Here is a 22,556-nt window from a genome sequence, read left to right as displayed (position 1 = left end):
TGCTCGCGGCGCAGAGATCACAGCCCGGATTCCTCGGTGCGCACCAGGATGCAGCCGCACTCGGGGCAGAAGACCACGAGGTCGTCCGGCGCGTTGCGGATGTCGTTGAGGTCGGTGCCCGGGAGCAGCATCCGGCAGCCTTCGCAAGTGCCACGGCTCAGCACCGCGGCGCCGGCGCTGTTCGCGGCGCCGGCGCTGTTCGCGGCGCGGCGTGCGTACTCGGCCAGGAGCGGCGCCGGAAGGGATGCCGTCACCGCCTCGCGATCGCGCGTCAACTGGGCGATGAGGTCGGTCGCGGCCGCGACGTCGGCCTTGGCCTGAGCGGTGAGCGCGGTTCCTTCTGCGGTCGTGGTGCCGAGCAGAGCCTGCTGCGCGGCGACCGCCGCGTCGGCATCTTCGACACGACCCATGACATCGAGCTCGATGTCCTCGAGGTCGCTCTGGCGCCTGGCGAGGCTGGCGATCTCGTGCTCGAGCGCCTGGGCCTCCTTGGAGTTCGTGGCCGTGGCGAGGCGATCGGCATCGCGGGCCCGCCGCTGCTCGACGAGCTTCACATCGGACTCGAGCCGCTTGAGCTCGGTGCGCACGTCGTCACGTGTGCCGGTCAGCGCGGTCAGCTCGCGGAGCTGATCCTGACGGATCGCGACGAGCTCGGTGATGCGGGCGGCCTGCGGGGGCTTGGTGCGCGCGCGCTCCGCCTGCGCGATGCGCCGGTCCAGGTCGGCGACGTCGAGCAGGATGCGCTGGTGTTCTGGGCTGGCGTTCACGCTCTCAAATCTAGTCGCTGCGCGGTCACGTCCATCACCCGACCTGTCCGTCGAGGTAGAGCCACCTGCGGTCCTCGCGCACGAAGCGGCTCCGCTCGCGGAGCGAACCGCGCTCGGCGCCCTGCTGCCAGAAGGCCTCGAACTCGACCTCGCCGTCGCGATCGAAAGGGCCACCGCCGGCGCGATCGATGATCACGAGGCGCCGCCAGACCACGTCGTCGTCGAGGTCGATCTCGGCGGGGCGGGTCGACGGATGCCAGGTCTCCAGGAGGTACGCGGCATCCTTGATCGAGAACGCCGTGAAGCGCGAGCGCATCAGGCGCTCAGCCGTGGTTGCGAGTGCCCCGTCGAGCAGAGGCCCGCAGCATCCGCCGAAGACATCTCCGGAGCCACACGGACAACGCGCCGCATTATCCGGGACGCCGTCATCTGGCGCCATCCTCTGCAGTCCGCTCATCGCTCCAGCGTACGCTGGCGCCATGACGGCTCTCCCTCACTTCACGGCCCACAACGGCTTCGCCCTCCCCGCTCTCGGACTCGGCACCTACGCCCTCAACGGGGATGCAGGCGCGGATGCCGTGGCCTCGGCGATCGGCGCCGGGTACCGGCTGATCGACTCGGCATTCAACTACGAGAACGAGGGGTCGGTCGGCCGCGGGGTGCGCGAATCCGACGTGGACGCGTCCGAACTCATCGTCACGACCAAGCTGCCCGGCCGTCATCACCCGCGCGCGAAGGCGCGGACGAGCATCGAGGAGAGCCGGTCACGGCTGGGGGTCGACGCGATCGACCTGCACCTCATCCACTGGCCGAACCCGCACCAGGACGAGTACGTGCAGGCATGGGAGGCGCTGGTGGAGGCTCAGCAGCGCGGAGTCGTGAGACAGATCGGCGTCTCGAACTTCCTCCCCGAGCACCTCGAACGCATCGAGCGCGAGACCGGCGTCCGCCCCGTCGTCAACCAGATCGAGGTGCACCCGTACTTCCCGCAGGACGAGCAGCTCGCCTATCACCGCGAGAACGGCATCCTCACCGAGGCGTGGAGTCCACTGGGACGCGCGAAGCAGCTGATCGAGGAACAGGTGATCGGTGAGGTCGCCGCGGCGCACGACATCTCCCCCGCCCAGACCGTGCTCGCCTGGCACATCGCACGGGAGACGGTGGCGATTCCGAAGGCATCCTCTCTCGAACACCAGGTCTCGAACCTCGCCGCAGCAGAGATCGTGCTGACCACCGCCGAGGTCGAGGCGATCACCGCGCTCGGACGCGCAGACGGACGGCTGTTCGACGCAGATCCCGGGTCGCACGAGGAGTCCTGAGGCGGCGTCCTGAGCGGGCGTCGGCAGAGGGCGCTCATAGACTGGCGGCATGCCGGTCATCGCAGGGATCCCGATCACACCGGTGACCGCTCGGCTGTATTTCGCTGTGCAGGCTCTGGCGGGAGTGGCCTGGTGGATCGCGGCGGCGCTGTCGGACGACGTGCGTCGTCTCACCCTCGGAGACCTGCCGGCGGGACTCGTGGCGGTGTTCGACATCCCGCTCTTCGTCATCGGTTCGGCTGTCATCGCAGCGGGTTTCCGGTGGGCTGTCTGGGTCGCTGTTCCGTGGACGGCCATCGTCGCCGCCGGTATGGCCGTCTACGCCACGGCGACGGGCCTCGCCGGATGGGGCGCCCTGGTCATGGTGATCGCTGCCGGGGCGAGCGCAGCGGCGGGAATCGTCCTGCTCTGCGGGCGAGCACCCGTGGAATGGCTGGTCACCGGTCCGCTCGCTTTCCGGCCGGCTGCGAGCATCCGCACGCGAGCGCTGCTCGCCCGCACCGGACTGCAGACGCTGTTCTTCTGGGGCACCTTCCTGGTGGTCATCCCCATCGTGGTGTCGCTCGTCGAGGCCCGGTGGTCGCTGCGCATCGAGGTTCCGTTCGTCGTCCACCTGGCCGGCGGTGTGCTTCTCGTCGCCGCGACCGCCCTCGGAATCTGGTCGGCCGTGTCGATGTCGGTCGAGGGCGAGGGCACCCCGCTCCCGTCGCAGATGGCGCGGCGACTCGTGATCTCCGGCCCCTATCGATACGTGCGCAACCCGATGGCGGTCGCCGGCATCGCGCAGGGCATCAGCGTGGGCCTCATCATGGGCTCCTGGCTCGTCGTCGCGTATTCGCTCTTTGGATCGCTGTTGTGGAACTCGGTCGTGCGACCGCTCGAGGAGGCGGATCTCGAAGCGAGATTCGGGTCGGAATTCGTGGAGTACAGCAGCAGGGTGTCGTGCTGGCTGCCGGTCAGACCCGCTGTGTCCCGAGCACTCTGAGCAGTTCGAGCTTGCTCGCCGCATCGCTTCCCGGCGCTGCTGTCAGCACGATGAGCGCCTGGGATTCGTCCTCGGTGAACAGCGCCTGGCAGTCGACCTCGATCGGACCGATCTCCGGATGGATGAGGACCTTGTGGTCTTCGAAACGCCGCCGCACCTCGTGCACGTTCCACAGCTCGGCGAACTCCGGGCTGCGGACGATGAGCTCGCGCACGATCTCGCCGGCTCGTGAGCGCTCGCCGAGCGCGCCGTATGCGGACCGGAGCGACGCCACGAGCACACGACTGTGCCTCAGGTGATCCTGCTCCGGGTAGCGCCCGCGCTCGTCATGCGGGTGCGCGAACCAGCGGTAGATCCCGCTGCGCTCGATACCCTCCAGACCGCTGACGTCGCCGAGCAGCGCCCGTGCGGCGTCATTCTGGATCAGGACCTCGTCGAGCATCGAGACGACGAAGGCGGGCGTGTCATCGAGGCGGTCGAGAACACGGAGCATGCCCGGATGCACGTAGTCGGTGAAGGTCGTGCGGTCCGGGGCGCTGTGCCCGCAGATGCGATGCAGGTAGTCGCGCTCGTCGGGAGTCAGCCGCAGCGCCCGTGCGAGCGAGGCGAGGATCTGCACGCTGGGCTGCGGACCGCGCTGCTGTTCGAGGCGCGCGTAGTAGTCGGTCGACATGGCTGCGAGCTGCGCGACCTCCTCGCGACGGAGACCGGGAGTGCGGCGGCGCGCTCCCGCGCCGAGCCCGACGTCTGACGGCTTCAGCTGCTCCCTGCGTCGCACGAGGAACTCGGCCAGTGCTTCTCTGTCCACCCGTGAAGTATCTCGTGCTCGGCGTCGTGCATCCAGGGATCGGGGATCCCTGGATGCGTGGTCTCTGGTGCGCCGCTGCGACACTCCGAAGAGTGGATGCATGAACATCACCGGAAACACCATCTTCATCCCCGGCGCCACGAGCGGCATCGGCCTCGCGCTCGCCCGGCGACTCAGCGAACGAGGCAACACCGTGATCGTGGGCGGACGTCGTGTCGAACTGCTCGACGAGATCGCGGCGGCGAACCCGGGCATCGACACCGTCCAGATCGACACGACGGATGCCGGCAGCATCCACAGTGCGGCGCAGACGGTGCTGGCCACGCATCCTTCGCTCAACGTCGTCATCGCGATGGCCGGCATCATGCGCCCCGAGGACTGGACGTCGCCCGCAGGGTTCCTCGAGACGGCCGAGGCGACGGTCACCACGAACCTGCTCGGCCCGATCCGACTGATCGCGGCGTTCATCGAGCACCTGCGCACCATGCCGGATGCCACGATCATGACCGTGTCGTCCGGGCTGGCCTTCGCCCCGCTGCGCGTCACCCCCTCGTACAACGCCACGAAGGCGGCCATCCACATGCTCAGCGAATCGCTGCGCCTGCAGCTCGCCGACACGAGCGTGAGCGTGCTCGAGCTCGAACCGCCCGCTGTGCGCACGTCCCTGATGCCCGGTCAGGAGACCAGCGACTTCGCGATGCCGCTCGACGAGTTCGTCACCGAGGTCGTCGAACTCATCGAGGCCCAGCCGGACGCGACCGAGATCCAGGTCGAGAACGTCAAGTTCCTGCGCTACGGCGAGGCGCGGGGCGACTACGCGCAGGTGGTCGAGACCCTCAACCGGCGCGACCCCCACGCCCGCTGAGCATGCGGCCGTCGACCACCGCGATCAGATCGCTGCGTCGACGGCCTGCGCAGCGGTCTTGTGGGTGAACTCGAACCCGGAGTCCTCCAGCGCCGCCGGCCTCACATCGGCATCCGAGACGAGCAGCGAGTCGGCGGCGTCACGGCTCAGCGCGAGTCTCAGCGCCCAGGTCGGAGCCGGAATCCAGAACGGTCGCCGCATCTTCTTCGCGAGTGCACGGCCGATGTCGTTCGCCGAGGCGCGCGTCGGGCCGGTGAAGTTCACGGGACCCTCGAGACGCTGATCGATCACGTGTCGGATGCCGCGAATCTCGTCCTCCAGAGAGATCCACGGCCAGATCTGGGTGCCGGGCCCGATGGGACCCGCGACGCCGAATCGGGTCAGCTGGATGAGCGGTTTGAGCACACCCTGGCGGTGGATGATCGGGGCCGTGCGCAGCAGCGCCACTCTCGTCTGCTCCCCCGCACGCAGCGCCTCCTGCTCCCAGCGGACGCAGAGCTGCGCGAGGAAAGTGTCACCCGCAAGAGACGCCTCGGTCAGGATCTCGCCGGGTGCCGAGCCGTAGTAGCCGACGGCGGACGCCGAGACGAGCGACGGAGCATCGTCACGCAGGGTGCGCACCGCAGTGGCCAGCGTGCGAGTGGTCGTCAGCCGAGACTCGACCAGCTCACGGCGGTAGCGCGGGGTCCACGGCAGGCGGCCGACGCTCGCCCCGCCCAGAGCCACCACGGCGTCAGCACCTGCCAGCACGTCGGGGTCGAGTTCACGCTCCCCCGGTGTCCACTGCACCTCGGAGGCGTCGCGCGGAGGACGACGCACGAGGGTCGTCACCTCCACGCCGTCCGAGCGCAAGGACGACGCGAGGGCCGTGCCGATCAGACCCGATGCGCCACTGATCACGATCCGCTGCGGCATGATGACTCCCTCTGTCCGTCCACCGGACTCGTTCTCCCTCGCGAGTCTGTCACGTCCGACGCCCTCTGGCGATGTCGGCGGCGACCGGTAGGTTGCCCGACGTGGCCGAACCAGTGCAGTCGTGGTGGGCGAGACGCCAGTTCTCGCGAGGCCGAGACGTGCCATACGAGGTCGGCACCTATCGCTCGCAATGGGCCGCGTACCCCGAGTTGATCCGTCAGTACCATCCCGAGCTCAATCACGGCATCGCGCTCTCGCAGGTGCCGCTGGCCGCAGACGTGCTGCTGTGCTGGGAATGCCGGGTCGGCCATCGTTTCGCCGCGACTCCGTCGGAACAGCGTGAGCGGCCGGGACGGGTGCGTCGCCAATCGGCATGGTGCCCCGAGTGCTCGACGCTCGCCAGGCCCCAGCCCGTGGTGCTGGGAGAGGCCCGCGCGATTCCGCGGCGTCCGAGACCGCAGCTCACGCTGTGCGACAAGACTCCCGATCTGCCGACCGGCGAGGCATTTTCGAGCGTGTGCGCTCCTGCGCCGGCATCCGCCGCCGAAGCCCGGCTCCGCGCAGCGCTCGCGTCTCGCATCACCTTCGCGTCGGGTGTCAACGCGGTCAAGGTGGCGCGACCGTTCTTCCGTCACACCGAGGTCTGGCCCGACATCCTGCTTCCGGAGCTTCGCGTCGCGATCGAGTACGACACCGTCGGGCGCCACGGACTCGAGCATGTCGGCAAGCGACAGGAGACGGACCTGCGCAAGGATCGTGCCCTGCGCGCCGCCGGCTGGGAGGTCATCCGCATCCGCACAGGGCGGCTCGAGCCGCTGGGCCCCCACGACCTGCAGATGCCGTCGGTCTCTGCCCGCGGCGTCGATCGCATCATCGACGAGCTCCGTCAGATCCGCGGCCCGCTCATCGTCGACGCGTACCTGATTCCCGGCTGACGGCGATGTGGCGTGCTCGGGTGACAGAGTTCGAGCTCAGCTCTCGGGTCGGTCGTCGGCCCGCCTGACGACCGCATCCCATTCGGACCTCAGGAAGGTGGCTTCTCCGGCGGCGACGATCTGTGCATTGTCGTTCGGGCCCAGCTCGGGGCGCATGGTCAGGCCGCCGACCTCGAGGCTCGGGATGCTCTGCCTGATGCACTCGACGCTTCCGCGCACCAGCAGTTCCGCCGTCTGCTCGGGCGTGGTCACGGCTCCCATCACGGCGTCGTCGTGAGCGACGAGCACCGCCTGCCATGCGGGCTGTCGGTCGTCGGGATCCAGTGTGTACTGCATCAGCCCCTGCGGCGCGGCCTCGACCACGATGACGATCGCACCTGCGACCGGCTGCTCGTCCCCTGCATACTCGCCCATGATGGATCCCCTGACCCGGGCGTCCCCACGCCCACTGTCCGCTCAGGGTACTGCGAAAAGTTTCTTTCCGAACGCCTTACGGCGATCGGATCTCAACCGATATATGAGTACGGGGAGCAAAGGAGAAGGATCTTGACCAGCACCTACATCGAGACGGGCGGACATGTCCGCGTGTACGACGCGGCCGTCCGCACGCATCACGAGTTCCCTCTCGGCACTTATCGGGTGCATTTCACCTCGAAAGAGGGCTTCAGCCTGATCAAGATCGACGACCTGACAGTGGGCACCGAACGCGTCTACGGCGGCCGCGACAGGAAGGTCGACAAGATCTTCCGCTCCTATGCCCTCACGGATCGCAGTCTCGGTGTGATGCTGTCCGGCGACAAAGGGATCGGCAAGACGCTGTTCCTGCGCATGGTCGCCGAGGAGGCCCGCGAGCAGTGCCTGCCCGTGGTGATCGTCTCAGAGGACAACGACGGCATCGTGGAGTTCCTCGACACCCTCGACGAGTGCCTGATCATCTTCGACGAGTTCGAGAAGGTCTTCCCTGCGGGGCGCCGCGGCGGAGAGGGAGACAACCGGCAGAACCAGTTCCTGTCGCTGTTCGACGGCCTCTCGTCCGTGAAGCGCATCTACTGCCTGACGGTGAACGACATCAGCGATGTCAGCACCTACATCGTCAACCGCCCTGGGCGGTTCCACTACCACATGCGATTCGAGTACCCGGGCCCTGACGAGGTGCGGCAGTATCTGATCGACCAGGCACCGCACGCCGATCCTGACGAGATCGAGAACGTCGCCCTGTTCTCGCGCCGGGCCCGCCTCAATTACGACCACCTGCGTGCCATCGCGTTCGAGCTCGAGCAGCCGGACGCGCTGTTCGCAGACGTCGTGGAGGACCTCAACATCAAGTCTGTCGAGCCGAGCACGTATCGCATCGAGGCCCGCTTCCCCGACGGCAAGGTCTGGTCGGACGAGGTGGAGATGAACCTCTTCGAGCGGGGCGACGTCGGGCGCACCTTCGAACTGCGCAACGCGACGCGGTCGATCTTCGCGTCGTTCGTGCCGAAGGATCTCATCTTCGAACCGGACGGCAGCATCTTCGTGCCGATCCACAAGCTCGAGCTTCTCGACGACGAGGACGAGGAGCCCGAGGTCTACCCGACGACGGTCAACCTCATCCTGGTAGGTCAGGCGAACTACGGCTTCAGTCTCTGAGCGACCTCGCCGACGCGTCGGACGGCGGGCTCCTGATCAGACGCCGACGGCGTGCGAGAGTATCGCCCGTGTGAACCGCTGGCCGCTGGCTGCGAGGCGCTCGAGATACGCGTCCAGCCCGGACGCGGATGAGCGCGCGGCCGGCGCGGACTCGGTCGTCGGGGCGTCGGCGTAATGGCGGTCCAGCGCATCCCGGAGCATGCGCACCGCCGCGGCTCGCTGCTGAGAGACGGCGGCGTGCGATACTCCCAGCTCGTCCGCGAGCTCGGTCACCGTGCGGTCGTCGAAGTAGATCGCCGTGATGATCCACCGCTTGCGTTCCGGCAGCGCAGCGACGGCCCGTCGCAGGAACTCATCGCGCTCGGATGCGATCGCGAGTTCTTCCGGCAGATACCCGGTCCACACGATCTCCGGCGCATCCGGCGCGTCAAGACTGGTGAGCAGACGTTCGGCGTCATCCAGGCCCTCTCGCGCCACTGCGGTGTCGACGCCCATGGCCGCGGCGATCTCCGTCACTGTGGGCGTGCGTCCGAGCGCCGCCGACAGGGTCTGCCTGACCTTGATCGTCTGCTTCGCCCGCACTCGTACGTCTCGAGGCGCCCAGTCCATCGACCGCAGCTCGTCTTTCAACGCCCAGTTGACGCGTGCCCGGGCGAACGCCCCGAACGGCACACCGAGGCTCGCATCGAACTTCTCGGCCGCACGGACCAGCGCGAACGCACCGGCAGAGGCGAGATCGTCGCGGGAGACATGGGTGATGCGCGAGGCCACATACGCCGTTGCCGCGCCGACGATGTGCAGATGATCGACCACGAGCTGGTCGCGCGGGCGCATAGGCATCGAATTCGCCTCTTTCACTGTAAGTGCAAGCCCTCCCCAGCGACTCACAGTGTGGTCTCTCCCCAGCGACCGGAACTGCTTTCACCTACATGCTAGAGGTGAGACGGGCATGAAAGATCCCCGGAGGCCAAAACCTCCGGGGATTCTCGTTTACGTTCAGATAACGATGACTAATCGTTCACCTTGACTCGACGGTTCACCTCTCGAGTCGCAGAGAACTTCAGCACCGTGTAGTCGTTGACCTCGGCGTCTCCGTCGTCCTTCGCGAACTGCACACGATGCCCCTTGTGCGTCTGCGGATAGAACTTGCCGAAATTGGTGAGCGTCACCGTGTTGCCCCGGCCGACGAGGTCGAGAAGCTCGTCGATCATCGCCGTGTACGCAGTCTGTGCCGCCTGAACCGAGATGCCGCCGCGTCGTGCGAACCTCTGCACGAACTCCCGCTTGCTGACCCGATTCGTCTCGAGCGTCCTTGAAGTGCTCATGTTGTCTTCCGTCCCATGGAATGTCGCTCGTCGCCGAGCGCCGTGCGCTGTACCCCTACCAACCGCATCCGTGACGTGCCCCAGGCCCCGATCTCCTGCGACGACGCCGGGATCCCGCCAGTACCCCAGCCTGTGCTCTTCAGAGGATAGTTCCTCTTCCTTGGTATATGCGGTGAATCTCAGAATCCTCTGCATGCTGAGAGCCCGCGCCGCCGGAAGAGCCGTCGATCAGGACGCCCCCTCACCCGCCCAGAAGCGCGCGGATCGGGTACCGCTGATCCTCGAGGATCGCCTGCACCGCACGGCCGGAGGTGGCATGGATGAGGATCGGAGCTCGGAGATTGATGTAGACACCGTCTGCAGAAGGGTTGGCCACGACGAACACACGGATCTCGGAGTCATCGGCGGCGCCGACCTGCGCTCGCACCTCGGCGGGGATGGTCGGCTCGTAGCCGTAGTCCCCGGAGAGCGGATCGAGGAGGAACAACCGCACATCGGCGTCCGTGGCTCGCAGCGCGTGCAACCCCTCCGCGCCGTCGATCTGCTCGAGAGTGAACCCCGTGTGCGGGTTCAGGCCCGGCATGGGCGATGCGAACTCGACGTCCAGCGACGCGGTCCTCCGGTCGGTCGACGCACTCATCGCAGGAACTCCATCAGATTGGTCTGCAGCGATCGCGCCGTCACCTGCAGTGCGGACTGGAAGACGAGCTCGGCAGACTGCAGTCGAACGAGCACCTCGAGGCTGTCGACGTTCTCGACCTCGGTGCGACGGGCCTCGAGGTCGATCGACGCCGAGAGGTTCTGGGCCGAGGCGCGCTCGATCTGCACCTGACGCGCCCCCGTCGTTCCTCGCGCGGCGTTGACATCCTTCAGTCGCGCATCGATGTCGCCGAGACGCGCGCCCACCTCGACGCCGCTGCGCAGGTCCGCCGCGATGTTGTTCAGCAGGGCGAACGCGCTGTCAGCACCCTCGCCGAACGCCTGTGAGCCGTCGAAGTCGACGCGCACCGTCTCGTTGTCGCTGATGCGGCGATGCACTCCGTCACCCGTGCCGCCGTTGAACGTGAACGTGGTGGCGTCGAAGGCGCCTCCCGCATCGCTCGTGCCGGCGAAGACGCTGCGACCGAGCACCCTCGTGTTCGCCTTGGCGAGCAGCTCCGCGCTGATCGACTCGAGCTCCTGCGCGATCGACTCGCGCGCTGTCGCGCTGAGCGCCCCCGAGTTGGCTCCCTGCGCGGTGAGATCCCGCGCACGATTGAGCAGGTCTGCGCTGGCCCCGAGAGCAGTGTCGACGGTCGTCACCCACGCCATCCCGTCGCTGAGGTTGCGGGCGAACTGGGCGACGCGCGACTGGTCGCCGTGCACGCCGAGCGCTGTGGCCGCTGCGGCAGGGTCTTCGCTCGGCGAGCGGAAGGCACGCTGCGAGGCAGCCTGATTCTGCAGGCGCTCGCGGTCCGCGAGGTTGGTCTGCAACGTCCGCAGCGACTGCTGCGTCATGGTGTTGCTCGTGATACGGCCGATCATGTTCACTCTCCCCAGAGTCAGCGGCCGACGAGGCCGGTGCGGTTGATCAACAGATCCAGGGCCTCGTCGACAGCGGTCAGCACGCGGGCCGCTGCCTGATAGGCGGTCTGGTATGTCAGGAGGTTGATCGTCTCCTCGTCCCCGTCGACCGAAGAGTTCGACTGCTGTGCGGTGACCGCCGCGACAGCTCCCATGTCGGCGATGTCGGCGCGCTGCAGGTCGCCTGCGACGGTGACCGCGAACCCGGTGACGAAGGTCGACCAGGTCTTGGTGGGCCCAGTCGCCGATGCACTGAGCGCGCTGATGCGGTCGGCGATCGTGGTGTCCTTCGCTCCGGCTCCCGGCGCTGCCAGAGCCAGCTGGTCGAGACCGGCGGGAACCACGCTGAGCCCGAGAGCAGCAGGGCCCGCGCCGTTGAGCGTGAAGAAGTCGCCCCCGGCTGCACCGGACGATGTGACACCCGTGCGGTGCACGTCGTTCACGGCGGTCGCGAGCGCTGTCGCCGTCTCGTTGTAGGCCGCGGCGACTCCCGCCAGCGTGCCGCCGTCGGATGCGGGGGCGAGCGCACTGATGGTGCCGCCGACGATGCCGCCTGTGATCGGCACTGCCAGGCCCGGCCGATCGGCCCACGCGACGGTGATGCGACCGGCATCGGCGATGTCACGCGGCCCGCTCGCCACGAGCGCTCGACTGCTGTCGCCCGACACGAGCGCGTTGCCGTCGACGCGAAGGGTGAGGGTTCCGTCTGCCTCCACATTGCCCTTGGCTCCGACTGCGGTCGAGAGCTGCTGGGCGAGGACGTTGCGCTGGTCGATCAGCTCGTTGGCGTTGCGCCCGGACTGCAGTGCATCCCTGATCTGACCGTTGAGCGAGGCCACCTGGCCTGCGACGGCATTGACGTCAGCGAGCTGACTGTCGACCTGTCCACGCAGGTCGCTCCACTGCCCGGCGATCGTCTGGTATCCCGCGGCGATCTGTCCGATGAGCACGTTGGCATTCGTGAGCACGACCTGGGCCGCAGCCGGATCCGGCGTGTTGGCGAGGTCGGACCAGCCCGCCCAGAAGCGGTCGAGATTCGCCGCGAGACCGTCCTTCGTCGGTTCGGCCATCACGCCCTCTGCGCTGCTGGCGGCCGTCGCGCGGGCGCTCCAGAAGCCCGACGTCGACAGGGCATCACGGACGCGAGCGTCGAGGATGTCGTCGCCCAGCCGCGCGATCCCGGTCACGCCGACACCGCCGCCGATGCCGAGTCCCGACGGCCAGAGTCCCGTCTGCCCCGGCGCTGAGAACGAGGTCTGCTCCACCCGCTGGCGCGTGTAGCCGGGGGTGGCCTGATTGGCGATGTTCTGACCGGTCACGGTCATGCCCGCTCGTGCCGCGGAGAGCGCGGATTCTGCGAGGCGGAGCCCTGCGAATGACGACATCGTTACCTCACACCCTTGTGTCGAGAAGTCGGGCGTCCGCGCCGCGGACGACATCGCCGTGCGTGTCGTACTCGCCGGTCGGAACGCCGAGACCCGCGATGGTCTCCTGTGTGACCCGGATGGCCGTGCGCAGGCGCTGCTCGTTGACCTTCTTCATGTCGCCGATCTCGTCGGCCAGGGTCGTCATCGCGTCGAGGTGCCCCGTCAGGATCTCGCGCCACGCGTCGGTCGGTGCGGCCTCGATCAGATCGCGGAGCGTCGTCGCCTCCGGCACGCCCCACTCGTCAGCCACAGCGATGACCAGCGTGTCACGCGAGAGGGCGACTGTCGGCATGGCCGCGATGACCCGCTCGATCTCGTTCGCCGCATGGTGGATCCAACGGTTGCGTCCGGTCGCGAGCAGCATCTGCTGCTCGTCGAGCTTGAAGAGCAGCACCTCGAGAAGGTCGCGCTCTCGCATCAGTTGCATGCTCAGGTCGTGAGCGGCCACGGTTCGTCACCTCGTCATGTCACGGTTTCCATGACGGGATCGCCCGTCACATCCACGACTATCGCGACAAGGAGCGGGCCAGTAACTCGGCGCGCGTCGAGATGACGCTCCTGCGACCGGATCAGGGTGCCGGGGTCGTTCTTCCCAGGATGCCGAGGAGAACCGATTCGGCGGACTCATCGGAGGATGTCTGGACGGCTTCCTGGTTCGCGTCGCTCACCGCGAGGACGATCTCGGCGCGGTTGATGCGCTTGTCGCGAGGCGCATCGATGCCGACGCGGACGCCGCTGGGCGTCACCGCGAGAATGGTGACGGTGATGTCGTCGCCGATCACGATGCTCTCGTTGGCGCGTCTCGTGAGTACCAGCATGCGTCGTCTGCCTTCCATGGCGTGAGCGCTGTTGCGCCCTCTGCCCACAAACGTATCGCACTCAGCTCGTAAATGAGCAGATCCAGGCCCTACACTGCCGCGCTCGGAAGAGCCGACTGCGTCATGCGCACCACTCCGACGACGTCGGTCGCGAGGCCGCCTGCCGCCGCCTCGTCGTACGACAGCACGGGGAGGCCGCTGACCTGCGACGAGACCATCCGACGCACGGCCTGACGCAGAGACGGAGCACACACGAGCACGGGTTCCGGACCCACCTGCTCGAGCTCGGCGACGGTGCGACGCACGTTCTCGAGCACCTGCATGGTCGACTCCGGCGTCAGCACGATCTGCGGATGGCCGTCGACGACCCGCATCCCCTCGAGCATCTGCTGTTCGAGCATCGGCTCGAACATGACGACCCGGATCCTTCCGTCTTCGGCGAAGCGCGAGGCGATCGCCGGCCCGAGCGCCGCCCTGGCCGCGTCGATCAGCCCCGCGGTCTCGGTCGAGGTCTTGCCTCGCAGTGCGAGCGCCTCGTAGATGCGGGAGAGGTCGTTGATCGGCACCCGCTCGGCGAGAAGCCCCGCCAGGACGCGCTGGATCGCGGCGAGCGACAGCACGGCCGGAGTGAGCTCCTCGACCGTCGCGGGGCTGGACTGCTTCAGGTGCTCGGTCAGCTGGCGTACGTCTTCGAGCGAGAGCAGCCGATCGGCCTGGCTTTGCACGATGTCGGAGAGGTGGGTGATGATCACGCTCGCCCGATCGATCACCGTCGCACCCGCCATGTCAGCGGCGTGCGACATCTCGGCGGGCACCCATTTGCCCTCGAGGCCGAACACGGGGTCGACCACGGCCGTGCCGGGAAGCTGCTCGAGACCCGTGCCGATCGCGAGCACGTGTCCGCGCGGCACCGATCCGCGCCCGGCCTCGACCCCGGCGATCAGGATCGAGTAGGTCTGCGCCGGCAGGTCGATGTTGTCACGGGTGCGCACCGGCGGCATCAGGATGCCGATGTCCAGAGCGAGCTTGCGACGAAGGGACTTCACCCGGGTGAGCAGATCCCCCGCTCCCCCGGATGCCAGATCGACGATGTCAGGTGACAGCGAGATCTCCAGCGCGTGCACGCGCATCCTGTCCATGAGCTCTTCCGGTCCCTCGGCCCCGGCCTCGACGGCCTCCTGCTGCAGCGCATCGGCCTCGAGCGCGGCATCGCGGTCTTCGTTGGCCTTGACGCGGGATGCCGCGAACAGCAGCACCGCTCCGATCGCCAGGAAGATCACGAGGGGCATCCCGGGGATGAAGCCCATGGCGATGGCTGCGAGGCCCGTGATCACGAGGGCGTTGCGCGACTGCATGAGCTGACGACCGGCCGCCTGCCCCATCTCGGACTCGGCGTTCTCGCGAGTCACGATCATGCCGGTCGACACGGCCATCAGCAGCGCGGGGATCTGGGTGACCAGTCCGTCGCCGATGGTGAGGATGCTGTAGGTCTCGAGGGCGTCGCCGACCTCCATGCCGTGCTGCACCATGCCGATGATGATGCCACCGACGAAGTTGATGACGACGATCACGATGCCCGCGATCGCGTCACCCTTGACGAACTTCGACGCGCCGTCCATCGCGCCGTAGAAGTCGGCCTCCGCCGCGACCTCGGCTCGACGCCTGCGCGCCTCGGTGTCGGTGATCAGCCCGGCGTTCAGATCCGCGTCGATCGCCATCTGCTTGCCGGGCATGGCATCGAGGGTGAATCGTGCTCCGACCTCGGCGACGCGCTCTGCACCCTTGGTGACGACGACGAACTGGATGACGGTGAGGATGAGGAAGATCACCGCACCGATCACGAGCGACCCGCTGATCGTGATCTCCCCGAACGCCTGGATCACCTCGCCTGCATGCGCCTCGCTGAGCACGAGACGCGTCGACGCGACGTTCAGACCGAGCCGGAAGAGCGTCGCGACGAGCAGCAGGCTGGGAAAGACCGAGAAGTCGAGCGGCTTCTTGATGAACATCGCGGTGAGGAGGATCAGGAGCGCGAACGAGATGTTCAGGACGATGAGGACGTCGAGGAGCCCGGTCGGGATGGGCACGATGAGCAGGAGGATGATGCCCACCACTCCTACGGGCACCGTCGCCTTGGACAACAGCTGACCGATCATGCGTCTCGCCTTCGTTCTCTCTCGTCGTTCGAAATCTGTTCGTGACCCGGCTCAGAGGCCGCGGTCCCTGGTGCTCGCGAAGGGCATCGTGTGCGTCCCCCTGGCCGACCCTCGGCGCTTGAGATGCTCGATGAAGGCGAGCACCTGGGCGACGGCGGTGTAGAGCTCTTCGGGGATCTCCCGCCCGATCTCGCAGGCCGAGTGCAGCGCACGCGCGAGCGGGACGTCCTTGATCATCGGCACGCCGGCTTCCTCCGCCCTCTCGCGGATCTTCTGCGCCACGACCCCCGCCCCCTTCGCCACGACCCGAGGGGCCGACTTGCCCGGCTCGTACCTCAGCGCGACCGCGACGTGGGTGGGGTTCACCAGGACGACATCGCTGTCGCCGACCGCGGCGATCATCCGATTGCGGCTCATGGCGAGCTGCCGCGAACGGCGCTGCGAGCGCACGAGCGGATCGCCCTCGCTCTTCTTGTGCTCGTCCTTGGCCTCGTTCTTCGTCATATGGGTGTGCTTGCGGTTGCGTCGCATCACGACCGCCACGTCGATCGCGGCCAGCAGGATGCCCACCGCGACCGCGACCTGCAGGAGCGCGATCGCTCCCCCGGCCGCCTGCTCGAGCAGCCAGGTGATGTTGTGGCTGCCGCTGGCCATGAGCACAGGCACGAGACCTGAGACGACGATCCAGAGCGCGAGCCCGATCGCCAGCGTCTTCAGCAGCGCTTTGGCACCCTCCCAGAGCGCCTGCTGCCCGAAGACCCGCTTCATGCCGGACACGATGTTGAACTGCTCGGTGCGCATCGTCACCCCTCGCAGATGGATGCCGCCCTGAGCGACTGCGGTGGCCGTCGTCGCGAGCAGCACCACCACCAGCATCGGGAGCAGGATGCCGCCGAGCGATGCGATCGCCGAGCCGAGCACGTCGAGGGCCGCGCCGTCGGTGGGGTTCATCGCGACGGGTGTCACGGCGAGGAAGAGCTCGGTGACGACCTGCGTGCCGGAGGCGATCGTCGGCACCATCATCACGGCGGCGGCCGCTATGCAGACCCAGGCGGTGAAGTCCTGGCTGCGGCCGATCTGCCCCTTCTTCCGCGCTTCCTTCAGGCGACGCTCGGTCGCCTTCTCGGTGCGTTCGCCGCTGTCGGACTCACTCATCGCGTCACCCCCAGGAGCAGCCTCGCGGCCTCCTCGGCGATGACTGCGACGACACTGGGCAGCGCCGCGTAGACGAATCCGACCAGCAGCAGCGTGAGGCCGATCTTGATCGGGAAGCCCATGGCGAACGCGTTCAGTGCCGGCGCGACGCGACTGACCAGTCCGAGACCGACGTCTGCGAGGAAGAGCACGATGAGCAGCGGGCCCGCGATCTGCACGGCGCTGAGCATCATCTGCCCCGCCGCCCCCACGAGTGCCTCCGCCGGCTTGGCGAGATCGATCATGCCGGTGACGGGCACGGCGTCGAACGAGCGGAACAGGCCGCCGAGCACGAGCTGGTATCCGTCCGAGGCGAACAGCAGCATGATCGCGGTCATCTGGAACAGGCGCGTGAACTGCGCACCGTTGATCGCCATCCCGGGGTCGAACGCCTGCGCCAGCTGGAACCCGCCGAACGTGTCGACGAGATGGCCCGCCCCCTGGATCGCGCTGAAGAGCACCATCACCAGAAAGCCGAGGAGCGCGCCCGTCAGCGCCTGACCGGCCAGGGCGAGCATGAAGGCTCCGGTGTCGAGACGTTCGTAGCCTGCTGTCACCACCGGCGATACGGCGAGAGCGAGACCCACGCCGAGCATCGCGCGGATCCGCATCGGGATCGTGCCGTGGCTGAACGGCGGCGCCAGCACCAGGAAGGCGGTGATCCGCACGCAGGCGAGGGAGGTCGCCTCGAGCCACGTGAAGTCGATGGGGATGTTCATCAGCCGCCGTTCAGCAGCGACGGGATCCGCGCGAACATCTCGTTCGTGAAGGCGATCATCTCGGCGATCATCCAATGCCCCGTCACGAGCAGGGCGATGCCGACGGCGACGAGCTTCGGCACGAACGAGATCGTCATCTCCTGCACCTGAGTGATGGACTGCAGCAGCGAGATGGCGAATCCCACCACGAGCGCGGTGATGAGCAGCGGCGCGCAGAGCTTCGCGCCCACGATGAGCGCCGCCTGCCCGATGTCGATGACGGCCTCCGGGTTCATCAGCCACCCCCGTTGTACGACTGGACGAGCGCCGTGATGACCATGCCCCAGCCGTCGATGAGCAGGAACAGGAGGATCTTGAACGGCAGCGAGATCATGACGGGAGGCAGCATCATCATGCCCATCGACATCAGTGCGCTGGCGACGACGAGATCGATCACGAGGAAGGGGACGAAGATGATGAACCCGATCAGGAAGGCAGCGCGCAGCTCGCTGATCATGAACGCCGGCACGAGCGTCTGCAGCGGGATGCTGGCGGCGTCCGTGGGGTTCTCCATCTGCGCCGCCCGGTGCATCAGCGCGATGTCCTCTTCGCGGGTGTAGGTGAGCATCCACTCGCGCAGCGGCTCCTGGGCGAGCTCGAACGCCCTGCCGAAGTCGATCTGACCATCGGTGAACGGTGCGACCGCGACGGCATTGATGTCGGTGAGCACCGGCCACATGATGAACAGCGTCAGAAAGAGGCTCAGCCCCGCGAGCACCTGGTTCGGCGGGATCGACGGCAGCGAGAGCGCATTGCGGGTGAGGGCGAGCACCACGAAGATCTTGGTGAAGCTCGACATCATCAGCAGCAGGGCCGGAGCGACGCTGAGAACGGTGATGCCGAGCAGCGTCATGATGCTGTCGGACGGGGTCCCGTTGATGCCGTTGATCGTCACGCCGTCGCCATCACCGGTCTCCGTCGGCATGAGCGACGCGGCGGCGTGCGCACCGGTGGTCTGCAGGAGCACCAGAACCGCCGCGATGCCGAACGCGACGCCGATGAGCACCCAGGCACGCCGCGGCAGTCGCGGTGCGCGCGCAGACGGCGACGCGGCGACTGCGGCGGATACGGGCACGGCGGCACTCCGAAGATGGGTGACGTGGCCGATCCGTAGCCAGAGGGTCGAGCGATCCGTGCTCGCAGTCGACTATCGCGACACGACGAGGTGCACGTAACCGCGTCGATCGATGAGCTGAATGCCGTCAGGCGACGGAGCGCAGTGCGCGGTCGACGATGTCGTCGGGCATCTCGGAGACAGCGGGGCGCTCGTCCTCCGCGAGGACATCCTCGGCGAGCGGAGGCGCCTCCTGGGTGTCGACGACGTTGATCCCGTGCTCGGTCACGCCGAGCACGTAGCGGATGCCGCCGAACTCGGCGACCACGAGCTGCGCCTTGCCCCCGATGCCCGACCGCGCCACCACGGTGATCTTCTCCGGGCGCGTGGCTGCCGCCGGACGCGACGGCACGAGCTCGGTCAGCTTGGCGAGCTTCTTCGGCATCAGCCCGGCCAGCGGGCTCACTCCCTTCGCCTGTGACTTCTGCAGGCGACGGCTCAGGAAGAGGAGCAGACCGAGCACCGCTCCCAGCGCCACGATCGCTCGGAGCGCGACGAGGATGTCGTCCATCGTCAGACCGTCTCGGCGCCGTCGAGGATGCGCTCGACGCGGATCGCGAAGTCGCCCTCCGCGACCACGACGGTGCCGTGCCCGATCAGGCGGCCGTTCAGCTTGATGTCCGCGGGAGACCCGGCCGCGCGGTCGAGCTCGACCACACGCCCCGGTTCGAGCGAGAGCACGTCGCGCACCGGCATCCGTGTGCGCCCGATCTCGACCACGAGCTCCATCTCGACGCCCGCGATGCGATTCAGTCGCTGAGGACCCGCCGCGGCTGCGGACCTCGCCCCGTCGATGCGCACGGATGCGCGGGCCACGACGCTGCCGTCGGCGTCGACCATGTCAAATACCTGCGTGCCCGAGTCGGTGAAGACATCAGTGGCCGCGACCACGGCTCCGTCGCCGAGCGAACCGCTGCCGAGCACGGCTGTGGCCGCCTCGAAGATCGGATGCAGTCGATCGGTCAGCGGTGCGGTCTTCGAACCGTCCTCCAGTTGCGACGGATCGACGACCTGGATCGCGATACGAGCACCGGGGCTGCCCGTGAAGGTGACGACGACCGCGTCGCCCGACGCGCCCGGGTCGGTCGAGGGCGCCGGGATGACGGGGTATCCGAACGGCAGCTTGCCGGCGATCGCCGCGGCGATGGCGGTCTCATGGAAGGTGCTCATCAGTGGGTCTCCTCATGGGTGGTCGTGATCTTGCATGTGAGGCGCGAGCCCCTGCTGCCGGGTGTCGCGAGGGCGATCCGCGTCTGTCCGGCCATCAGCTCGTAAGGTCGAGTCTCCGGGTGCGGCAGGCGCAGCAGGTCTCCCGGCGCGAGGTCGAGGATCTCACCGGTGCCGATCGTGATGGGGGCGAGACGCAGCGTCAGCTCCAACGGGGTGCTGCGCACCTGTTCGAGGGTCTGCTCGGTCGTGTGAGCCGATGCAGCATCGGATCCTGAGGCCGCAAGGCGGTCGACGACCGCCGACGCGGGCAGCATGACGGTCGCCGTCGACTCCGAGTCGCCCAGCCGCATCGTGTAGCGGGCGACGATCACCGCGGCGGTGGCGGAGATGACCTGCATGTACTGGGGGTTGTAGTGCACGGCGCTGAACCTCGGTGCGCCCGGGAGCAGAGCATCGAGGCTGGCGTGGAGGTGCTCGAACGTGCCCTCCATCAGGTTGCGGACGAGAGCCAGTTCGATCGGAGTGAACGTACGGGCTGCGGGAAGCGATGTGCTCCTGCCCCCCATCATCTGCACGACCCACAGCAGGGCGCTGTCGAGTCCGAACTGCACGACGCACGGCTCATCACGGTCGGCGAAGGAGCCGGCGACCATCGCCGTCGTGCCGGGGAGCGTGTCGGAGTACTCCTCGTACGAGACCAGGTCGACGCTCTCGAGCGCCAGGTGCGCCCGCACGCGGATCTTGTCGGTCAGCTGCGACGACCACAGCCGGGCGAACGACTCGAACGCCGCCTCGAGATGCCGGGTGCTCTCGCGCCCGAGCTGGGCCGGGCGTCCGAAATCGTACGCCGGGTAGCGCACGACCGGGTCATCGAGCACGGCGGATGCGGTCATGACGGTCTCCTCGACGGTGGTGTTCACGTGAGTGCTCACTTGTTCGCAGCAGCCGCGAGAGCGGGTATCAGCGCTCTCACCTGCTCTTCTTCGTTCGACTCGACGACGATGTCGACGCGTCTGTTGCTGGCCAGCGCCTGTGGGCTGTCGCCCGGCACGATGGGGCGGGTGTCGGAGAACGCGGTGGCCTTCACGCGTGGACCTCCCAAGCCCTCGTGCTCGACGAGGAATCGAGCCACCTGGGTCGCGCGCCCTCCCGAGAGCTCCCAGTTGGTCGGGAAGGGAGCGGCCGAGACCCGGTGATCGGCGTGCCCCTCGACGCTCACCTGATTGTCGACCGTGGCCAGGACGTCTCCGATGGTGTCGAGCACCGCATCGGCCTTCGCCGAGAGGTCGGTGCTGTTGTCGGCGAAGAAGGTCTCGGCGCCGACCAGCCCGACCTGGAGCCCCCGATCGTCGATCACGAACTGCACGGTGTCCTGCAGTCCCTGAGCCGCCAGGGACGTGCTCATGCGGTCACGCAGGCCCACGAGCGACTCGAACTCGGTCTCCGCGCGGGCGGCGAGGTCGACCACGCCGTCGTCGTCCTGCAGCTCGGGCGGCACGATCACGCCCTCCGCGGTGTCGGCGCCACCCTCGGTGCTCTCCTGCCCGAACCCCGTCGCCAGGCTGTTCGCGAGCATCTCGAACTTCGTCTTGTCGACGTTCGACACGGCGAACAGCACGATGAACAGGCACATGAGAACGGTGACCATATCGGCATACGAGACGGCCCAGCGCTCGTCCGGCTCGTCATGCGAGTCGTCCTCATGCCCGCGACCGCGAGCTCGACGGGCTGTGCTCACTGGACGCCCTCGACCGACTCAGGCTCCCGCTTCTGCTTGCCGGCCTTGGGCTTCACGGTCGACAGCGCCTCGAGTCGCTCCTGCAGGAGGTGGGGCGCGCTGCCGGCCTGGATGGCGAGCATCCCCTCGGAGACGAGGGTCATCCTCTCGAGTTCGACGGCCCCGATCCGACCCAGACGGCCGGCGATCGGGTTCCAGATGAAGTTGGCAGAGAGGAGGCCCCAGAGGGTGGCGACGAAGGCTGCGGCGATCATCGGACCGAGGTGATCGGGTTCGTCGAGCTTCTCGAGCACGTGCGTCAGGGAGACGACGGTGCCGACGATGCCGATCGTGGGCGCATATCCGCCCAGAGAGCCGAAGAACTTCGATGCGACGCGGTTGCGCGACGATGTCGCCGCGATCTCGTCATCCATGAGGGTCCGCAGATCCTCGGCATCCGTGCCGTCCGCGAGCGCCTGAAGCGCCTGCCTGGTGAACTCGTCAGGCGCGGAGTCGAGTTCCTGTTCGAGGGCGAGGAGCCCTTCGCCGCGAGCCTTCTCGGCATACCCGACGAGGAACGGGATCACCGCCTCCGGTGTCATCTTGGGGCCACGGACCATGCGCCCGAGGCTCTTCACCGCGAGGATCGTGTCGCGGAGGGTGTGGCTCGCGATGCCGACGCCGATCGTCGAGCCGAGCACCAGGATCATCGGCGCGGGGATGAGCAGAGCCTCGAAGCTCGCCCCCTCCATCGTGATCATCGCGACGAGGGCACCGAACGCCAGGACCACTCCGATGATGAACGCGGGATCCATGATCACGCGCCCGTCTGTGAGGTCAGAGCCTGGGCTGCGCCGAGGACGCGCGCACGGTAGGCGACGATCAGGTCGATCAGGGCGTCGAGGTCCTCCTCGACCACGTACACATGCCCGTCGACCATGTGCAGAGTCGTGTCCGGCGACGCATGGATTCGTTCGATCAGGTCGGGGTTCACCGCGAACCGGGTGCGGTCGAGGCGGGTGACGATGATCATCGAGGGGGTCTCCGGGCTTCGGATGAGAGGGGGAAGTCTGCCCCGACTATCGCGA

General features: G+C 67.7%; 28 protein-coding genes. 5 read left to right on the top strand and 23 right to left on the bottom strand.

Features of this window, described 5'->3' with window-relative positions; all coding sequences use genetic code 11:
• Nucleotides 1–17 precede the first annotated feature (17 nt).
• Both OB895_RS01950 and OB895_RS01945 read right to left on the bottom strand, forming a co-directional pair.
• Nucleotides 18–767: a zinc ribbon domain-containing protein gene (locus tag OB895_RS01950; RefSeq protein ID WP_311878778.1), complete on the bottom strand. Its 750-nt coding sequence runs from the start codon at nt 765–767 to the stop codon at nt 18–20.
• 34 nt (nt 768–801) lie between these two features.
• Complete coding sequence (locus tag OB895_RS01945; protein WP_311878776.1) at nt 802–1,224, bottom strand: YchJ family protein; 423 nt, start codon at nt 1,222–1,224, stop codon at nt 802–804.
• 22 nt (nt 1,225–1,246) lie between these two features.
• Between OB895_RS01945 and OB895_RS01940 the strand changes: the two genes are divergently transcribed.
• On the top strand, nt 1,247–2,086 hold the full coding sequence (locus OB895_RS01940; RefSeq protein ID WP_042541143.1) for an aldo/keto reductase: 840 nt from the start codon (nt 1,247–1,249) through the stop codon (nt 2,084–2,086).
• A 49-nt stretch (nt 2,087–2,135) separates the two neighbouring features.
• Nucleotides 2,136–3,071 (top strand): methyltransferase family protein, encoded by a 936-nt coding sequence (locus OB895_RS01935; RefSeq protein WP_311878773.1) that lies wholly within the window; start codon nt 2,136–2,138, stop codon nt 3,069–3,071.
• Here the strand turns inward: OB895_RS01935 and OB895_RS01930 are convergent.
• Nucleotides 3,043–3,879, bottom strand: a complete 837-nt coding sequence (locus OB895_RS01930; RefSeq protein ID WP_042541140.1) for a helix-turn-helix transcriptional regulator — start codon at nt 3,877–3,879, stop codon at nt 3,043–3,045. The genes OB895_RS01935 and OB895_RS01930 overlap by 29 nt on opposite strands.
• Before the next feature lie 100 nt (nt 3,880–3,979).
• On the opposite strand from OB895_RS01930, the gene OB895_RS01925 reads away from it, so the two are divergent.
• Nucleotides 3,980–4,744 carry an SDR family oxidoreductase gene (locus OB895_RS01925; protein ID WP_042541138.1) on the top strand — a complete coding sequence of 255 codons (765 nt, stop codon included), beginning with the start codon at nt 3,980–3,982 and terminating at the stop codon, nt 4,742–4,744.
• Between the two features lie 24 nt (nt 4,745–4,768).
• On the opposite strand, the gene OB895_RS01920 is transcribed toward OB895_RS01925, so the two are convergent.
• Nucleotides 4,769–5,659 (bottom strand): TIGR01777 family oxidoreductase, encoded by an 891-nt coding sequence (locus OB895_RS01920; RefSeq protein WP_079112892.1) that lies wholly within the window; start codon nt 5,657–5,659, stop codon nt 4,769–4,771.
• A gap of 101 nt (nt 5,660–5,760) precedes the next feature.
• On the opposite strand from OB895_RS01920, the gene OB895_RS01915 reads away from it, so the two are divergent.
• Nucleotides 5,761–6,594: a zinc-ribbon domain-containing protein gene (locus tag OB895_RS01915; RefSeq protein ID WP_079112893.1), complete on the top strand. Its 834-nt coding sequence runs from the start codon at nt 5,761–5,763 to the stop codon at nt 6,592–6,594.
• Nucleotides 6,595–6,630: 36 nt separating this feature from the next.
• Here OB895_RS01915 and OB895_RS01910 read toward each other — a convergent pair whose 3' ends face one another.
• Nucleotides 6,631–7,008 (bottom strand): hypothetical protein, encoded by a 378-nt coding sequence (locus OB895_RS01910; RefSeq protein ID WP_042541131.1) that lies wholly within the window; start codon nt 7,006–7,008, stop codon nt 6,631–6,633.
• A 132-nt stretch (nt 7,009–7,140) separates the two neighbouring features.
• Here OB895_RS01910 and OB895_RS01905 point away from each other — a divergent pair, with 132 nt between their 5' ends.
• Complete coding sequence (locus tag OB895_RS01905; RefSeq protein WP_052492967.1) at nt 7,141–8,226, top strand: AAA family ATPase; 1,086 nt, start codon at nt 7,141–7,143, stop codon at nt 8,224–8,226.
• Between the two features lie 36 nt (nt 8,227–8,262).
• On the opposite strand, the gene OB895_RS01900 is transcribed toward OB895_RS01905, so the two are convergent.
• From OB895_RS01900 to OB895_RS01815, 18 genes are all read right to left on the bottom strand, one after another.
• A complete protein-coding gene (locus OB895_RS01900; RefSeq protein ID WP_042541129.1) occupies nt 8,263–9,066 on the bottom strand; it encodes a sigma-70 family RNA polymerase sigma factor in 804 nt (267 codons plus the stop codon).
• 170 nt (nt 9,067–9,236) lie between these two features.
• Entirely contained in the window at nt 9,237–9,551 is a 315-nt protein-coding gene (locus OB895_RS01895; RefSeq protein ID WP_042541126.1) for an HU family DNA-binding protein, read from the bottom strand.
• Nucleotides 9,552–9,792: 241 nt separating this feature from the next.
• The gene (locus tag OB895_RS01890) at nt 9,793–10,191 is read right to left on the bottom strand and encodes a flagellar assembly protein FliW (protein ID WP_311878765.1); all 399 of its coding nucleotides are present in this window, start codon (nt 10,189–10,191) and stop codon (nt 9,793–9,795) included.
• Nucleotides 10,188–11,075 (bottom strand): flagellar hook-associated protein FlgL, encoded by an 888-nt coding sequence (gene flgL, locus OB895_RS01885; RefSeq protein WP_311878763.1) that lies wholly within the window; start codon nt 11,073–11,075, stop codon nt 10,188–10,190. Before flgL ends, OB895_RS01890 begins: the two co-directional genes overlap by 4 nt.
• A gap of 17 nt (nt 11,076–11,092) precedes the next feature.
• The gene (gene flgK / locus OB895_RS01880; RefSeq protein WP_311878760.1) at nt 11,093–12,499 is read right to left on the bottom strand and encodes a flagellar hook-associated protein FlgK; all 1,407 of its coding nucleotides are present in this window, start codon (nt 12,497–12,499) and stop codon (nt 11,093–11,095) included.
• 7 nt (nt 12,500–12,506) lie between these two features.
• A complete protein-coding gene (gene flgN, locus OB895_RS01875; RefSeq protein WP_042541118.1) occupies nt 12,507–12,989 on the bottom strand; it encodes a flagellar export chaperone FlgN in 483 nt (160 codons plus the stop codon).
• 121 nt (nt 12,990–13,110) lie between these two features.
• Nucleotides 13,111–13,359 carry a carbon storage regulator CsrA gene (gene csrA / locus OB895_RS01870; protein ID WP_056377568.1) on the bottom strand — a complete coding sequence of 83 codons (249 nt, stop codon included), beginning with the start codon at nt 13,357–13,359 and terminating at the stop codon, nt 13,111–13,113.
• Between the two features lie 89 nt (nt 13,360–13,448).
• Nucleotides 13,449–15,515 carry a flagellar biosynthesis protein FlhA gene (locus OB895_RS01865; protein WP_042541112.1) on the bottom strand — a complete coding sequence of 689 codons (2,067 nt, stop codon included), beginning with the start codon at nt 15,513–15,515 and terminating at the stop codon, nt 13,449–13,451.
• Between the two features lie 51 nt (nt 15,516–15,566).
• Entirely contained in the window at nt 15,567–16,670 is a 1,104-nt protein-coding gene (locus tag OB895_RS01860; RefSeq protein WP_042541110.1) for an EscU/YscU/HrcU family type III secretion system export apparatus switch protein, read from the bottom strand.
• Nucleotides 16,667–17,428, bottom strand: a complete 762-nt coding sequence (locus tag OB895_RS01855; RefSeq protein ID WP_042541108.1) for a flagellar biosynthetic protein FliR — start codon at nt 17,426–17,428, stop codon at nt 16,667–16,669. Before OB895_RS01855 ends, OB895_RS01860 begins: the two co-directional genes overlap by 4 nt.
• Nucleotides 17,428–17,703, bottom strand: coding sequence for a flagellar biosynthesis protein FliQ (fliQ, locus tag OB895_RS01850; protein WP_042541106.1), 276 nt, complete (start codon nt 17,701–17,703; stop codon nt 17,428–17,430). Before fliQ ends, OB895_RS01855 begins: the two co-directional genes overlap by 1 nt.
• Nucleotides 17,703–18,542, bottom strand: coding sequence for a flagellar type III secretion system pore protein FliP (fliP, locus tag OB895_RS01845; protein ID WP_376708825.1), 840 nt, complete (start codon nt 18,540–18,542; stop codon nt 17,703–17,705). Before fliP ends, fliQ begins: the two co-directional genes overlap by 1 nt.
• 127 nt (nt 18,543–18,669) lie before the next feature.
• Nucleotides 18,670–19,092 carry a flagellar biosynthetic protein FliO gene (locus OB895_RS01840; protein ID WP_311878758.1) on the bottom strand — a complete coding sequence of 141 codons (423 nt, stop codon included), beginning with the start codon at nt 19,090–19,092 and terminating at the stop codon, nt 18,670–18,672.
• A gap of 2 nt (nt 19,093–19,094) precedes the next feature.
• Nucleotides 19,095–19,751 carry a FliM/FliN family flagellar motor switch protein gene (locus OB895_RS01835; RefSeq protein ID WP_042541101.1) on the bottom strand — a complete coding sequence of 219 codons (657 nt, stop codon included), beginning with the start codon at nt 19,749–19,751 and terminating at the stop codon, nt 19,095–19,097.
• Nucleotides 19,751–20,644, bottom strand: a complete 894-nt coding sequence (locus OB895_RS01830; protein ID WP_042541177.1) for a flagellar motor switch protein FliM — start codon at nt 20,642–20,644, stop codon at nt 19,751–19,753. Before OB895_RS01830 ends, OB895_RS01835 begins: the two co-directional genes overlap by 1 nt.
• A gap of 35 nt (nt 20,645–20,679) precedes the next feature.
• Complete coding sequence (locus OB895_RS01825) at nt 20,680–21,489, bottom strand: OmpA/MotB family protein (protein WP_309688950.1); 810 nt, start codon at nt 21,487–21,489, stop codon at nt 20,680–20,682.
• The gene (locus OB895_RS01820) at nt 21,486–22,283 is read right to left on the bottom strand and encodes a motility protein A (protein ID WP_042541097.1); all 798 of its coding nucleotides are present in this window, start codon (nt 22,281–22,283) and stop codon (nt 21,486–21,488) included. Before OB895_RS01820 ends, OB895_RS01825 begins: the two co-directional genes overlap by 4 nt.
• A gap of 2 nt (nt 22,284–22,285) precedes the next feature.
• A complete protein-coding gene (locus tag OB895_RS01815; RefSeq protein WP_042541095.1) occupies nt 22,286–22,501 on the bottom strand; it encodes a flagellar FlbD family protein in 216 nt (71 codons plus the stop codon).
• Nucleotides 22,502–22,556: the final 55 nt, after the last annotated feature.

This window comes from Microbacterium forte (assembly GCF_031885415.1).
Taxonomy (GTDB): domain Bacteria; phylum Actinomycetota; class Actinomycetes; order Actinomycetales; family Microbacteriaceae; genus Microbacterium; species Microbacterium forte.
This window is presented reverse-complemented; position numbering and strand designations above follow the sequence as displayed.